A 14,245-nucleotide genomic window follows, 5' to 3' on the forward strand; every position below is an offset into this window, starting at 1 on the left:
TGTGATATTCAAAAAAATGATTCAAAAAATAAATTAGAAATTTCTTACAAAACAATTAATTTGCCTACATTGATCCTTCTAAAGAATTATTTATGCAAACGCTCTCCTTTAAACTTTATATAATGGCATTTTTTTCATTGTCATTTGTACAAGCACAATCAAAAAAATACGCAATTCATACCGTTGCATTTTATAATTTCGAAAATCTTTTTGATACGCACGATGATCCAAATACAAACGATAACGAATGGACACCAACGGGAGCACAAAATTGGACAGAAGAAAAATATCAACAGAAATTAAAGAACCTTTCAAGAGTTTTATCTGAAATAGGAACGCCCGAAAACCCCAATGCACCAACTATTATCGGAGGTTCTGAGATTGAAAACCGTGGCGTAGTCGAAGATTTAATCAAACAAGAGAAACTAGTAGACTTTGGTTACGGAATTATTCATTTTGATTCTCCTGACAAACGCGGAATTGATGTTGTATTGTTATATCAGAAAAAACATTTCAAACCCACTTCTTATTCCAATATACCTTTGTATATCTACAAAAATAAGTTGCCAATAAAGGAAGATAAAAAAGAGGAAACAGATGATGAACTTGAACCTAAATTAGGAAATAACAATCGAATATTTACACGAGATCAGTTATTAGTTACTGGTTTTCTGGAAGATGAAGAAATACATATTATTGTCAATCACTGGCCGTCAAGATCTGGTGGCGAAAAAGCCAGTAGTCCATTTAGAGAAGCTGCAGCAAACCTGAACCGAAAAATTATTGATTCGTTACAACAGATTAATCCAAATGCAAAAGTCATTACAATGGGTGATTTAAACGACGGACCTTTTAATAAAAGTGTAAAAATAGCTTTAGGAGCCAAAGCAAAAAAGAGTGAAGTTGCGGAGTTTGGCGTTTTTAATCCGTTTGAAGAATTGGCAAACAAAGGAATGGGAACAATAGCTTTTCGAGATTCCTGGGATATTTTCGACCAGATTATAATTACAGAATCACTTATAAAACCGGATTTCTCTACATTTAAATATTGGAAAGCAGGGATATTCAGTAAATCTTATCTGATTCAAAAATCGGGGCAATATAAAGGATATCCGTTGCGACATACTTTGACAGAAGTTGGTTTTAGTGATCACTTTCCAGTTTATATTTATTTGATCAAAGAGATGAAATAAAACTTTTCCCTAACTTAGCTACTTAGAAACTTAGCACCTTAAAAAATGGCAATTGCAAAACCTTTTAATCTTACCAAATGGATCGATGAAAATCGTCATTTATTAAAACCACCTGTTGGGAACAAAAATCTTTATGTTGATTCCGGTGATTATATTGTGATGATTGTTGCTGGTCCAAATGCCCGAAAAGACTATCATTATAACGAAACCGAAGAGCTTTTTTACCAACTAGAAGGAAGCATCAAAGTCGTAATTCAGGAAGATGGCGAACGCAAGGAAATGGAATTAAATGCTGGCGATATGTATCTTCATCCAGCAAAAATCCCTCATTCTCCAGTTCGTTCAGAGGGTTCTATAGGTTTAGTAATCGAGCGCAAACGTGCAGGAAAAGGATATACAGACGGTTTGCTTTGGCATTGCGACAACTGCAATCATAAACTTTACGAAGTCTTTTTTGAACTTCATAATATAGAAAAAGACTTCTTGCCACATTTCGAACATTTCTACAATTCTGAAGAATTGAGAACTTGCAACAATTGCGGAACCGTAATGGAATCTGATCCAAGATTTGTAGCGAAGAAATAATAGATTGAGTCAATATATCCTAAAAGGTTTTTAAATCTGTTAGGTATTATATAGTCGAAATAGAAATTATTGAATAGAAGTTTCTTTAGAATTGAAAAATTTAATTTTTTTAGGAGCTATTTCCCGCTATCCGTTTCAATCTTTTGTGTCCGCCGCGGCGGACACAAAAGGATTTCCACTTCTATCGGGGCTAGGACATCACTATAAAAAGAATTTTAATAGGCTTAAAATATGAAAGATATAATTGTAAACAATTCCAATGAAGAAGATTTTTTGAAGGAATTAAAAGAAGGTATAGAACAAGGTAAACTTGATTTTGAAAATGGAGATTTTATAACTCATGAAGAAATGTTAGAGGAATTGAGAAGAAAAAAAATTATTTAAGAACAATGATTAACACAATATTGTCATTTCGACGAAGGAGAAATCACACTAGAAACTCCACAAAAAATGGCGACAATCTTTGTCGATCAGCGCGCGTGATTTCTCCTTCGCCGAAATGACAAAAGACAAAAAAAATCCGTTTAATCTGTGAAATCTGTGGCTAATTAACTCGTTTACAACTCAAATCTCTTCCCTTGTTCCGGATAAACAATCTTCAAACCTAAATCGTTCTGATTTTTAAGTTGCTCTTTAAGTTTGATGATATTTTTGGTTGGTGGTTTCAAATGCGTAACAATAATATTAAAACCTTTCAAAGTGTCTTTTCCTGATAATTCTTCAAGAACATGAAGCTCTTTCAGTAAGTAATTTGGAGTCAAATGTCCAAACAAAAATTTGTCAGGTTGCTCATTTGGGAAGGAAACTTCAATAAAGATTCCCTTTAATTGTTTGCTTTTTACAAGAGGAGCAATCGCTGTCCAAAGAGATTTTAGTTTATCGCTTTTTTCAACCGAATCTGGTCCGGTATCTCCTAAATAAAGCACATAAGAATCTCCATTCCTAATCAGGAAAGCAGTACTTTCAAACGGATTCACATGACTTAACGGAAATGCTTTTACCGTCATTGTGGTATTGGTAATTGGCGTTTCTTCTCCAATATTAAGAGTTTGAAAATGGTATTTTTTTAATGGAGTTCCAGGACCTTTATCACCAAAATTTGCCCAGGTTTGATCATTAAAGTAATGATTTTCCATCATTTCCATACATTTTTCAGTTGCATAAACCGTTTTTGAAGAATCGGCCGGTGAATTAATTATCAAACCAGAAACGTGATCTAAATGTGCGTGTGAAATAAAATATCCTTTAATGTATTTTCTTAAAACCTCGCTAGTTTGAACTTTAAAAACCTTGTTTTCAATTGCTTTTTCGATTCCTGCATTTATGGTTCCTGCATCCAAAGAAATAAAATCGTTTGTATTTGTTGGTGCCACCAAATAAGCTGAAAGATTTTTTTCGTCAATACCACCTTTTATTCCCAAAGGAACAACCTGAAAAGCATGGTTTTGTTCTTTCTGGGCAAATCCATTTATTGAAATTAAAAAGAAGCAGAGTAGAAGACGATTGAAAATATTCATAATTAAGTAATTTTGTTACCGCAAATTTCATGAATTATAGTGAATAAATTATAGCGTATTCCTTTAAATGCTATTAATTAACCCTAAATTTACTTTGATTTTAACAACGGATTTGGGTTTAAATTCAACTCTAAATAATATCTTTACAATAAAAATATAACAATTTTAACTAAAAAAGTTACAATGACAACAATAGCATCGCAATTTGGAATGAATGAGGCTCTGGAAAAATTGGGCATCAAATTGGTAAATGACGGAACATCAACGGGAACGGAGAATTTTGCTTCAGGTGGAAATTTAGATAGTTTTTCACCAGTTGACGGAAAATTAATTGCTTCGGTAAAAATGTCAACACAAGAAGATTACGAAAAAGTAATGCGTGCAGCAACAGAAGCTTTTAAAACATTTCGATTAATTCCTGCACCACAACGTGGAGAAATTGTACGTCAGTTTGGGCAAAAGTTGCGCGAAAATAAAGAAGCTCTTGGTAAATTGGTTTCTTATGAAATGGGAAAATCATTGCAGGAAGGTTATGGTGAAGTTCAGGAAATGATTGATATCTGTGATTTTGCTGTTGGTTTATCACGACAATTACACGGATTAACAATGCATTCTGAAAGACCAGGACATCGTATGTATGAGCAATATCATCCACTAGGAGTTGTCGGAATTATTTCGGCATTTAATTTCCCGGTTGCAGTTTGGTCGTGGAATACTGCTTTGGCATGGATTTCAGGAGATGTTTGCGTGTGGAAACCTTCTGAAAAAACACCTCTTTGTGGAATTGCCTGTCAAAATATCATTGCTCAGGTTATCAAAGAAAACAATTTACCGGAAGGAATTTCATGTTTGATAAACGGTGATTATAAAATAGGTGAATTAATGACGGCTGATACACGAATTCCGTTAGTTTCTGCGACAGGTTCAACCCGAATGGGGAAAATTGTTGCACAAGCAGTTGCGGGTCGTTTAGGTAAATCATTATTAGAATTGGGAGGAAATAATGCCATCATTGTAACTCCGGATGCTGATATTAAAATGACTGTTATTGGTGCTGTTTTTGGTGCTGTAGGAACTGCAGGACAACGTTGTACATCAACTCGAAGACTGATTATTCATGAAAGTATTTATGATAAAGTAAAAGATGCTTTAGTGGCGGCTTACCAACAATTGAGAATCGGAAATCCGCTTGACGAAAATAATCACGTTGGTCCGCTAATCGACACTCACGCAGTTGAATTGTATGCTCAGGCTTTGAATAAAGTAGTTGCCGAAGGTGGAAATATCCTAGTCGAAGGTGCAGTACTTTCGGGTGAAGGTTACGAAAGTGGCTGTTATGTTAGACCTGCAATTGCCGAGGCTCAAAATTCATTTGCAATCGTACAACACGAAACATTTGCTCCGGTTTTATATTTAATTAAATATTCAGGAGAAGTTGATAATGCAATTGAGCTTCAAAACGGAGTTGCACAAGGATTATCGTCAGCTATTATGACTAATAATCTTCGTGAAGCTGAAAGGTTTTTATCTGTGGTAGGTTCTGATTGCGGAATTGCAAACGTAAATATCGGAACTTCTGGTGCTGAAATTGGAGGTGCTTTTGGTGGAGAAAAAGAAACCGGAGGAGGTAGAGAATCTGGATCTGATGCCTGGAAAATCTATATGCGTCGTCAAACCAATACTATCAATTATACTACTAGTTTACCTTTGGCGCAAGGAATTAAATTTGATTTGTAGATTCTTTTTAAGAAATCAATTATATAAAAAAGGCTTCCAATTTGGAAGCCTTTTGTTTTTCTAACATTATAACAATTTGTTATTTTTTAAGAATAGTTTGATTGATTGAACCATTAGTAGTATAAATTTTTGCTAAATATGTTCCTGGAATTAATCCAGTCAAATCAATATTTTGATTCCCTTTATGTGCTGTTTTAACTAATGTTCCTGACATATTATAAAGCAAAACTTTCTCTACTTGTTGATTAGAATCTGATAAATACAAAGTATCTGTTGCTGGATTTGGATATAAAATTACTTTAGTACTTTCTGTGTTTTCTGTTATTTCAGTCGTTTTTGCAAGACGTAATGTGCTTCCACTATATTCAGTACTAATGTAGAAAAGGTTAGCTACAGATCCCTTGGTTATTGTATTTGTTCCTGCTGGAATTGATGCTGTTACGATTCCGGCCGAAGCAGTATAAGACACATTATTTACTTTAATTGTTCCTGTAAAATTGGAATCAAAAACCAAAGTCAATGTTGAAGCGCTGGTTGTTGTGTAAGTAATTGAAGTACTTGATTCAATTTTTAAGCGTGCCGTTAATGTTAATCCTGCATAAGTTACAGATCCTGCAGTAGAGTTCATGTTTCCTGTAATGGCATAGAATGAACTTGTTTTTCCAGATGTTGTAAAATTATGAATCTCATTTCCCGTTGGAGTTCCAGTTGTTACCGTAATCGTTCCTGATCCTGTTGCAGGAGTTCCAGTTCCGGTTGTAGTAATTGAGTAGGAAACGTTTGCTGTTGGAGTTCCTGTAATTGTGATTGTTTTTGCTGTTGTATTTTTTACAAAACTAATCCCTGAAGCTGGTAATCCAGTTACTGTTGCATCTGTCGCATTTCCGCCCCAAGTAAAAACTATTGTACCAATTGCTGTTCCGCTTGCAACAGTTTGATTGTTGTTTGTTGTAGATGTAAGTGTTTGACTTCCTGCAGCTGTTACAGTAATAGTTCCTGATCCTGTTGCCGGTGTTCCAGTTCCAGTTGTTGCTATAGAATAAGATATTGTAGCAGTCGGAGTTCCTGTAATTGTAATCGTTTTTGCAGTTGTATTTTTCACAAAACTAATTCCCGAAGCTGGTAATCCAGTTACTGTTGCATCCGTAGCATCTCCGCCCCAAGTGAAAACAATTGTACCAATTGCTGTTCCGCTTGTTACTGATTGATTGTTATTTGTTGTCGAAGTTAAGGTTTGAGTACTTGTTGGTGGATTACCTTCGCCTTGCACCGCCACAAGTGAACCTGTATAATTAGTAAGTGTAGATTTTAACGCTGTAATTACAAGTGATGATGTATCGTCAACACTATTGTTGAATACCCATTTTAAATCTCCTCCGGAAACACGTCCTGAATACTGTGTTACTTTTGTTTTTGCTGTTGCAGGTTGATCTATCGTCAGGTTTTTAACGTACAAAGCAGCATCTGTATCAAAGTTGTTATACGTATTTGCTCCAGATTTTGATTTAATACTACTGCTTACTGTTTCACCTCTTGTTGCGGAAACATAAGCATCAAAATCTGTGGTGGAACTTATTTTTCCTGAGATGTTGTATAACGGATTTGTATCACCGTAAGCAACAAAACGCATATTATTTGTAGCATTATCAGCATCAAAAGTATTGTTGAAAGCTTTAATAGTTCCTCCGGCTTCTCCAGAAAAAGTTCCCATTGTACCGGCATTATTTACTTGATTTGCTTCATCCCAAATATCAGAGCCTTGCAAAGAAGTAAGCATTGGATGTTTGCTATTGCGGTAATAATTTCCTTCTACGAAAAGTGATGATCCCAAAGTTGATCCCGCTCCATATTTTGAAACTCCGTCATAATAGTTGTTGTAAATATGTGCGGAATAATAGCGAACACGTGGATGACGAGAATCGGAGTGGTCAAACCAATTGTGATGATATGTGATATATAATCCCGTTGTAGTTCCTTCGCTTAAGCCTAAAAGACTTGCTTTTCCGTTATCCCAAAAGTGATTGTAAGACAAGGTTATGTAAGTTGACGATTTATTATCTAACGCACCATCGCCTTTAATTTGGTCAGCGTCACTACCTGCATTTCCGTAGAATAAATCGCAATTGTGAACCCAAATATGGTCATTATCCTGTTGCATTCCCACATTGTCTCCTGCGGTACTATTGCAATTCATAAAACCAATATTGCTAACTTCGATATTTGAAGCAGTTTTAAGGCGAACGCCCCAACCATTTGCAACAGCATCAGTTCCTACACCTTCGATAGTCACGTAGCTTGAAGCATTGTTTGCGTTTTCGATCACAACATCTCCACCTTCCATCACGGTCATATCAGTTATATTTCCAATCAAACGAATAATGAACGGTCTTGTATCTTTCCCTTTTTTGATGGCATAAAGAATATTTTGTAAACCAACACATGGATTTGCACTAGCTCCGGTAATATTCATGGAAATTGTATTCTTTGTGTTTTGTGTAATGTAAAGAATAACAGCTCCATCTTTTGGTGTTCCATCAGCTTTGTATCCTCCAGGAACACGTCCACCGTCGAAAGCAAAACCGTTTCGATCTTGTGCTAAAACAGTTAAATTACTTGTTGTAGATCCTGTTCCTTCTACTCCGGAAATCACAGGTTTTACTTTGACGGTGTAGGTTCCGGATTTAAGTCCAGGAATATCAGCTCGGAAATAAGTTCCGTAACTGCGAATAAGCTGATCGTCTATTTTTTGATCTGTAATTCCTTGTCCGGAGTAATAAACATTATACGTTTGAGCATTGCTTACAGGTTGCCATTTCACAAATGCAGATTCAAGCCAACCTGAAGCTTCATTAATTTGAACTTGTTGTGCCCATGTTTGCAGGGTGAGAAAAAATACAATCAGAATAAGTAGGTTTTTTTTCATAATTTTTTGGTTTGATGTTAGTTGTAAAAACGGATAATTTTAAATATCAAAAACTCAACGTTGAATTGTAATCGATTACACAAAAATATATCTTATTTTGTAATTACATATTTATTTTTAATTAAAATCAATAATAATATAATTTTTTAATTATTAAAATGATTATTATGTAATAAATTACACTAAATGCAATTTATTACATAATGGCAGAAAACATTGTTAGGTGAGAATTTTGCTGATAATTTGAATTTGTAAGAGAAGGTATTTTATTAAAAATATCAATTTTTACATTTTTTTAAATCCAAAAAACAAATATTTAATTTTTAAAGAAAAATAGTGTTAATTATAAAATTTTGAATTGATTTTTTAACCTGTAAAAGTATTTTTAAGCACAATTTAAACTAGATTTTTATGTTGAAATTAATCAGGAATTTAAATTTAGATAAAATTGATTTTGAGAATGTATAAGTTTAAGAAGATATTTTTGAGTAAAAATTGGGCATAAAAAAAGCCTTTTTGAAATTTCAAAAAGGCTTTTTTTTTATTGTTTGTAGCAACTATTATTTATTGCTTGCTAGTTTTGATAGTAATCTTAGGAATTCTATATATAACCAAACCAGAGTAATCATTAGTCCCATTGCACCGTACCATTCCATGAATTTTGGCATTCTTTGTTCAACTCCTTTTTCGATTTGATCGAAATCTAAAAATAAGTTCAAAGCAGCAATGATAATCACGAAAACGCTAATTCCAATACTCATCATTCCATTTCCGTAGTGAACAGGAGTGAAATTAAAAATCAAAGAAGCAATCCATGAAATCAAATAGTAAGTAGCAATTGCTAAAGTAGCAGCAATCACAACCGATTTGAATTGTTCCGTAACTTTTACAATTTTAAATTTATATAAACCTAAACAAACTAAAAAGGTAACTAATGTTGCACTAACAGCATTAATTACAATTCCAGGATATCTTAATTCAAATATTGCAGAAATTCCTCCAATAAACAGACCTTCAAACAAAGCATAACCAGGAGCTAAATATGGTGAAGCCTGAGGTTTAAAAGTAGATACTACAACTAGAATTAACCCAACAATTGCACCACCAATAGCTGGTAAAATTGGATTCATTCCGTTAAAAGCCATCCACCATGTTATCATAGAAGAGGCACATAATATTAAAAATAAAATAGCTGTTTTATTGATAGTACCTGACAATGTCATTTCCTGATTGTAATCAATAATTTGTGCATGGTGTACTTCTTCAGCTTTTGAAACAGCATTTGATGAGAAACGCTTGTCGCTTAAAAATGGATTTTTTGAATTGAAGTTCATAGTTTTAATACATTTAATTGTATTCAAATATATGGAGTTTTTTCGAAGTCCTATAGTTTCGGCGAAATTTTTAACATGATTTTTTCTTCTGTTAAAATCCTTTCTAAAATAAAAAAGTCCATCAAAAGAAACTCTTGATGGACTTGTATTTTATTTAGTTAATTTTATTTCAATAAGTCTACTACTAAAGATGGAAATAAACCGAGAGCAATATTTAATACAATTGAAATTATTGCAACTGCATAAATAAGGAAAGGTTTTCCTGTACGTTCCTGATTTGGCTCTTTAGAATACATTGCTAAAATTAGTTTGAAATAATATCCAACACTAATAATAGAATTGATAACAGCAACAATTACTAAAGCGATATATCCTGCTTGAATTGTTTGATTGAATAAGAATAACTTAGCAAAGAATCCAGAGAAAATTGGAATACCGGCCATAGATAATAATGAACCTGTAAGGATAGCAGCCAATAATGGATTTGTTTTTCCTAAACCATGAAAGTTAGTAATATCTTCGTTATCCTGATTTTTGCATACATATAGAACAACACTAAAAGCAGCGATTCCGGCTAATGCATAAGCAGCTGTGTAATATAATAATACTCCTGCAGATGTTGCTACAGTTAATAAAGTCATCAACATAAAACCTGCATGTGAGATTCCTGAGAATGCTAACATACGTTTTACATTTACCTGACGCAATGCCATTATATTTCCAACAGTCATAGAAGCTATTGAAATAATTACTACAATCGTTTCAAATGTTCCTAAAAGATCCTGATTGTCTAAAGATGGAACTAAGTTTAATGCTGAAACTAATTTGTAAAGTGTTGCAATTGCTACAACTTTAGCCAAAGTACTCATTAATGCTGTAGTCAAAGCAGGAGATCCTTCGTAAACATCCGGAGCCCAGAAGTGGAAAGGAACCGCAGCAACTTTAAACAACATTCCGATAATCATTAAGATCATTCCAATTGGAAACCAGATTGGTAATTCGGCAGATAAAGAACTTTCGTGAATTTCTGCAACATCAAAGCTTCCCATTGCTCCGTAGATCAAACAGATTCCGAATAAGATAATTCCAGATGCAAAAGATCCCATCAAGAAGTATTTCATACCAGCTTCGTTACTTTTTAGATTCAAACGATCGCTCGCTGCCAAAATATAAAGAGCAATTGATAAAATTTCGATTCCTAAGAAAAACATCGCTAAGTTTCCAAAAGAAACCATTGCAACTCCTCCAGCTAATAAAAACACTTTTATAGCAACAAAATCTGAAATTTTGGTAGGATGATTTTCGTAAAAATTATGACTTAATGCTACTAAGAAAATGGTTAGAATAATAAACAATGATGAAAACGCAGTAGAGAACTTACTTACTGTAATCATGTTGTTGTAATAACTCTGCTCTAATCCAAATTCGTTATAGTTAAGTGCCAAAACACCTAATAAACCAATAATGGTAATAGGAACGATGGCCTTTCTTAAATTAAGAATTTCAAACAATAGGCAGAAAATACCCAATCCTGTTATAGCTATTAATGTATTCATTTTTGCTTTTTTGATTTAGGAAATCTAAAACTAATGACGCCCTAATTTATTTTTATTTAAAATATTAATTTTTGTTGATAACGCTTAGAATTGTCTCTAAACTTGGTGTAATCAAATCTGTAATTGGTTTTGGATAAAATCCGAAGAAAATTAAAACCACAATAATTACTACTAATGAAATTCCTTCATTAACAGAAACATCTGCAAAAGTTTTAGTATTAGTTTCTCCTAACATTACATTTTGAAACATTTTAAGCATATAATAAGCTCCTAAAATAATAGTTGTTCCGCCAAAAACAGCAAACCAAATATTAATTTGAGAAAGACTATACAAAACAGTAAACTCTCCAACGAAATTAAAAGTACTTGGCAAAGCTACAGAAGCTAATACCAAAATTAAAAACATAGAAGTGAATTTTGGAGATTGTGTACGAATACCTCCTAAATGTGAAATTTCTCTTGTTTCATATCTTCTGAAAATAATTTCGGCAGCAAAAAACAATCCAACTACTACAAAACCGTGAGCGATCATTTGTAAAACAGCTCCACGTAAACCGTCAATAGTTAACGTGTAAGTTCCTGCAGCAATTAATCCAACGTGCGCAAGAGATGAATAAGCTAATAATTTCTTTAAATCTTTTTGTCTTAAAGCTACGATTGATCCGTATATAACTCCGGCAATTCCTAAAGCAATAAAGATATTCATGTATTCTTTTGCAGCCAATGGTGCAATTGGCAATTGCCAACGAATAACACTGTATAATCCCATTTTTAGCATAATACCAGATAAAAGCATTGTTCCAACTGTTGGTGCTTTTTGGTACACATTTGCCTGCCATGTATGGAAAGGAATAATTGGAATTTTAATAGCATAAGCTAAAAAGAAAGCTAAGAAAATCCAAAGTTGCTCAGAAGCTGATAAGTCTAATTTGTATAAATCTTCGATTAAGAAACTTCCAGCTTTTTGGTATAAATAGATGAAAGCAATTAACATGAATAACGAACCTGCAAGTGTGTAGATAAAGAATTTAACTACTGCTTTTCTGCGTTCTTCCGCATCACCATTACCCCAAATAAGAGCAATGAAGTAAATAGGAATAAGCGCTAACTCCCAGAAAATATAATATAATAGACCATCTGCTGCAAGGAAAGTTCCTGTCATAGCAAAAGCCATAAATAAAATTAAAGCATAAAAAGCTTTTGAATTTTTATATTCATTTCCAAAAGAAGAGAATATAATAATTGGCGTCAAAGCTATAGTTAACAATAACATTGCGATTCCTAAACCATCTGCATTTAGCGCAAATGAAATTTTAGGTTGTGTAATCCAAGCGTTGATCAAACTGATGTTTTCGCCTGCACAAAAATGATTTAATAAAACAATTGAACAACCTAAAGCCGCCAAACTAAAGAACAAAGCTACTTTTGATGCTAGTTTGTCACCAACAAAATAAGTGGCAAATGCACCAATTAGAAGAATAATTAATATAAGAGAAACGTTCATAGTTGTAAAATTATTTAGCTAAAAATATATAGGAAACAATGGCACAAAGCCCCAAAACAAATGCAAAAAGATATAATCCGATACTTCCGTTTTGTAGTTTTTTACCTTGAAAAGCTAGTTCGTTAGTTACTTTTCCTAATCCAAAAACAAGAGCAGATAAACCTGTCTCAATATAGTCTCTGAAAAATCTTGATAATCCGTTAATAGAGCGAACAAATATTGCATCGTAAGCTTCGTCTACATAATATTTATTATATAATACTTTGGTTAAACCAGTAATATTTTCATCTGCTTCCGGAACATTATCTTGTTTGAAGTATTTAATGTAAGCAATTAAAATACCTAATAATCCACCTAAAACAGCAACTCCCATCAAAGTATATTCTGTTGTACCTAAATGATGTTCTTCACCAGCTACTTTTGTGAAAAGAGGCGCTAAATATTCATTTAACCAGCTATTTCCAGGTAAGCTAATGATTCCGCCAAAAGTTGCAAGAATAGCTAAAATAATTAAAGGGAAAGTAATCAATCCGTCACTTTCATGTAAGTGATGTTTTTGTTCTTCAGTTCCTCTAAAGTCTTTAAAGAAAGTAAGGAACATCAATCTAAACATATAAAATGCTGTCATGATTGAAGCAATAGATCCAACTACATATAATGCTTTACTATGGTGGAAAGCAGTCATTAAAATTTCATCTTTAGAGAAGAAACCAGAGAAAAACGGAACACCTGAAATTGCTAATGATGAAATTAACATTGTCCAGAAAGTGATTGGCATTGCTTTACGCAAACCGCCCATTTTACGCATATCTTGTTCTCCGTGCAAACCGTGAATTACAGATCCTGAACCTAAGAATAAACAAGCTTTAAAGAAAGCGTGTGTTATTACGTGGAAAACAGCTACTTCATAAGCACCAAATCCTAATGCTAAAAACATTAATCCTAATTGAGAAACAGTAGAATAAGCAAGTACTTTTTTAATATCAGTTTGAACCAAGCCAATTGTTGCAGCAACTAATGAAGTGATAGCTCCAATTACAGCAATAACAGTTTGAACGTCCGGTGCTAAATCAAATACAAAGTTTAATCTTGTTACCATAAAGATACCAGCAGTAACCATTGTTGCAGCGTGAATCAATGCAGAAACCGGAGTTGGTCCAGCCATCGCATCAGGTAACCAAGTGTATAATGGGATTTGTGCAGACTTACCACAAGCTCCAATAAATAAACATAAAGCAGCTAATGAAAGCAACGGTATATTTAAGTTTGTTGCTCCGGCAATTGCAGTTTTTAAAGTTGCATAATCTAATGTTGAAAACATTGAACCAATAATGAACATTCCGATTAAAAGACCTAAATCTCCAATTCTGTTCATGATGAAAGCTTTTTTCGCAGCATCATTGTAATCCTGGTTTTTATGCCAAAATCCAATTAATAAGTACGAACAAAGTCCAACACCTTCCCAACCAATAAATAAAACTAATAAGTTACTTCCAATTACAAGTGTAATCATGAAGAACACGAAAAGATTTAAATATGCAAAAAACTTGTGCATATTTTCGTCATCGTGCATATAACTAATAGAGTATAAGTGTATCAATGAACCAATACCAGTTACAAAAAGCAACCAAAGCAATGATAATTGATCTAATAAAAATCCAAGATTGATATGTAAATTACTAATTTGAATCCAGTCAAATAAAGTAACCTGAATGGCTTGTTTTGTTTGGCTAATTTGATTGAAAAAGAAAAGTGTAACAGCAAAAGAAACTACTACAGCGGCAGTCCCGATGATTCCTGAAACTGTTTTTCCTAAGCTCTTGCCAAAGAAAACATTGATTAAAAATCCTAAAAAAGGAGATAAAACTAAAAGTAAAGCTAAATTGGTATCCATTT

10 protein-coding genes are annotated in these 14,245 nt (G+C 33.4%); 4 read left to right on the forward strand and 6 right to left on the reverse strand.

The window, feature by feature from the left end; all coding sequences use genetic code 11:
• Positions 1 to 122 precede the first annotated feature (122 nt).
• The 3 genes from CLU81_RS13625 (at position 123) to CLU81_RS26800 (ending at position 2,162) form a co-directional block, all read left to right on the forward strand.
• Positions 123 to 1,193 (forward strand): endonuclease/exonuclease/phosphatase family protein, encoded by a 1,071-nt coding sequence (locus CLU81_RS13625; RefSeq protein WP_233209708.1) that lies wholly within the window; start codon positions 123 to 125, stop codon positions 1,191 to 1,193.
• A gap of 45 nt (positions 1,194 to 1,238) precedes the next feature.
• A complete protein-coding gene (locus CLU81_RS13630; protein ID WP_099710307.1) occupies positions 1,239 to 1,778 on the forward strand; it encodes a 3-hydroxyanthranilate 3,4-dioxygenase in 540 nt (179 codons plus the stop codon).
• A 231-nt stretch (positions 1,779 to 2,009) separates the two neighbouring features.
• Positions 2,010 to 2,162, forward strand: a complete 153-nt coding sequence (locus CLU81_RS26800; RefSeq protein ID WP_158235333.1) for a hypothetical protein — start codon at positions 2,010 to 2,012, stop codon at positions 2,160 to 2,162.
• Between the two features lie 173 nt (positions 2,163 to 2,335).
• On the opposite strand, the gene CLU81_RS13635 is transcribed toward CLU81_RS26800, so the two are convergent.
• On the reverse strand, positions 2,336 to 3,295 hold the full coding sequence (locus CLU81_RS13635) for an MBL fold metallo-hydrolase (protein WP_099710308.1): 960 nt from the start codon (positions 3,293 to 3,295) through the stop codon (positions 2,336 to 2,338).
• A 183-nt stretch (positions 3,296 to 3,478) separates the two neighbouring features.
• Here CLU81_RS13635 and CLU81_RS13640 point away from each other — a divergent pair, with 183 nt between their 5' ends.
• On the forward strand, positions 3,479 to 5,032 hold the full coding sequence (locus CLU81_RS13640; RefSeq protein WP_099710309.1) for an aldehyde dehydrogenase family protein: 1,554 nt from the start codon (positions 3,479 to 3,481) through the stop codon (positions 5,030 to 5,032).
• A 79-nt stretch (positions 5,033 to 5,111) separates the two neighbouring features.
• On the opposite strand, the gene CLU81_RS13645 is transcribed toward CLU81_RS13640, so the two are convergent.
• From CLU81_RS13645 to nuoL, 5 genes are all read right to left on the reverse strand, one after another.
• Positions 5,112 to 7,955 carry a T9SS type A sorting domain-containing protein gene (locus CLU81_RS13645; RefSeq protein ID WP_099710310.1) on the reverse strand — a complete coding sequence of 948 codons (2,844 nt, stop codon included), beginning with the start codon at positions 7,953 to 7,955 and terminating at the stop codon, positions 5,112 to 5,114.
• Between the two features lie 560 nt (positions 7,956 to 8,515).
• Positions 8,516 to 9,289, reverse strand: a complete 774-nt coding sequence (locus CLU81_RS13650; RefSeq protein WP_099710311.1) for a Bax inhibitor-1/YccA family protein — start codon at positions 9,287 to 9,289, stop codon at positions 8,516 to 8,518.
• Between the two features lie 164 nt (positions 9,290 to 9,453).
• On the reverse strand, positions 9,454 to 10,845 hold the full coding sequence (locus tag CLU81_RS13655) for an NADH-quinone oxidoreductase subunit N (RefSeq protein ID WP_099710312.1): 1,392 nt from the start codon (positions 10,843 to 10,845) through the stop codon (positions 9,454 to 9,456).
• 64 nt (positions 10,846 to 10,909) lie between these two features.
• The gene (locus tag CLU81_RS13660) at positions 10,910 to 12,349 is read right to left on the reverse strand and encodes a NuoM family protein (protein WP_099710313.1); all 1,440 of its coding nucleotides are present in this window, start codon (positions 12,347 to 12,349) and stop codon (positions 10,910 to 10,912) included.
• Positions 12,350 to 12,359: 10 nt separating this feature from the next.
• Entirely contained in the window at positions 12,360 to 14,243 is a 1,884-nt protein-coding gene (nuoL, locus tag CLU81_RS13665; RefSeq protein WP_099710314.1) for an NADH-quinone oxidoreductase subunit L, read from the reverse strand.
• Between the last annotated feature and the right edge of the window lie 2 nt (positions 14,244 to 14,245).

Source organism: Flavobacterium sp. 9, assembly GCF_002754195.1.
In the GTDB taxonomy this organism is placed as follows: Bacteria; Bacteroidota; Bacteroidia; order Flavobacteriales; family Flavobacteriaceae; genus Flavobacterium.

Bases quoted from the DNA above. Each gene is read 5' to 3' on its own strand.
- CLU81_RS26800 (WP_158235333.1), top strand. From the start codon at position 2,010: ATGAAAGATATAATTGTAAACAATTCCAATGAAGAAGATTTTTTGAAG.
- CLU81_RS13625 (WP_233209708.1), top strand. From the start codon at position 123: ATGGCATTTTTTTCATTGTCATTTGTACAAGCACAATCAAAAAAATAC.
- CLU81_RS13650 (WP_099710311.1), bottom strand. From the start codon at position 9,289: ATGAACTTCAATTCAAAAAATCCATTTTTAAGCGACAAGCGTTTCTCA.
- CLU81_RS13645 (WP_099710310.1), bottom strand. From the start codon at position 7,955: ATGAAAAAAAACCTACTTATTCTGATTGTATTTTTTCTCACCCTGCAA.
- CLU81_RS13660 (WP_099710313.1), bottom strand. From the start codon at position 12,349: ATGAACGTTTCTCTTATATTAATTATTCTTCTAATTGGTGCATTTGCC.
- CLU81_RS13635 (WP_099710308.1), bottom strand. From the start codon at position 3,295: ATGAATATTTTCAATCGTCTTCTACTCTGCTTCTTTTTAATTTCAATA.
- CLU81_RS13640 (WP_099710309.1), top strand. From the start codon at position 3,479: ATGACAACAATAGCATCGCAATTTGGAATGAATGAGGCTCTGGAAAAA.
- CLU81_RS13630 (WP_099710307.1), top strand. From the start codon at position 1,239: ATGGCAATTGCAAAACCTTTTAATCTTACCAAATGGATCGATGAAAAT.
- nuoL (WP_099710314.1), bottom strand. From the start codon at position 14,243: ATGGATACCAATTTAGCTTTACTTTTAGTTTTATCTCCTTTTTTAGGA.
- CLU81_RS13655 (WP_099710312.1), bottom strand. From the start codon at position 10,845: ATGAATACATTAATAGCTATAACAGGATTGGGTATTTTCTGCCTATTG.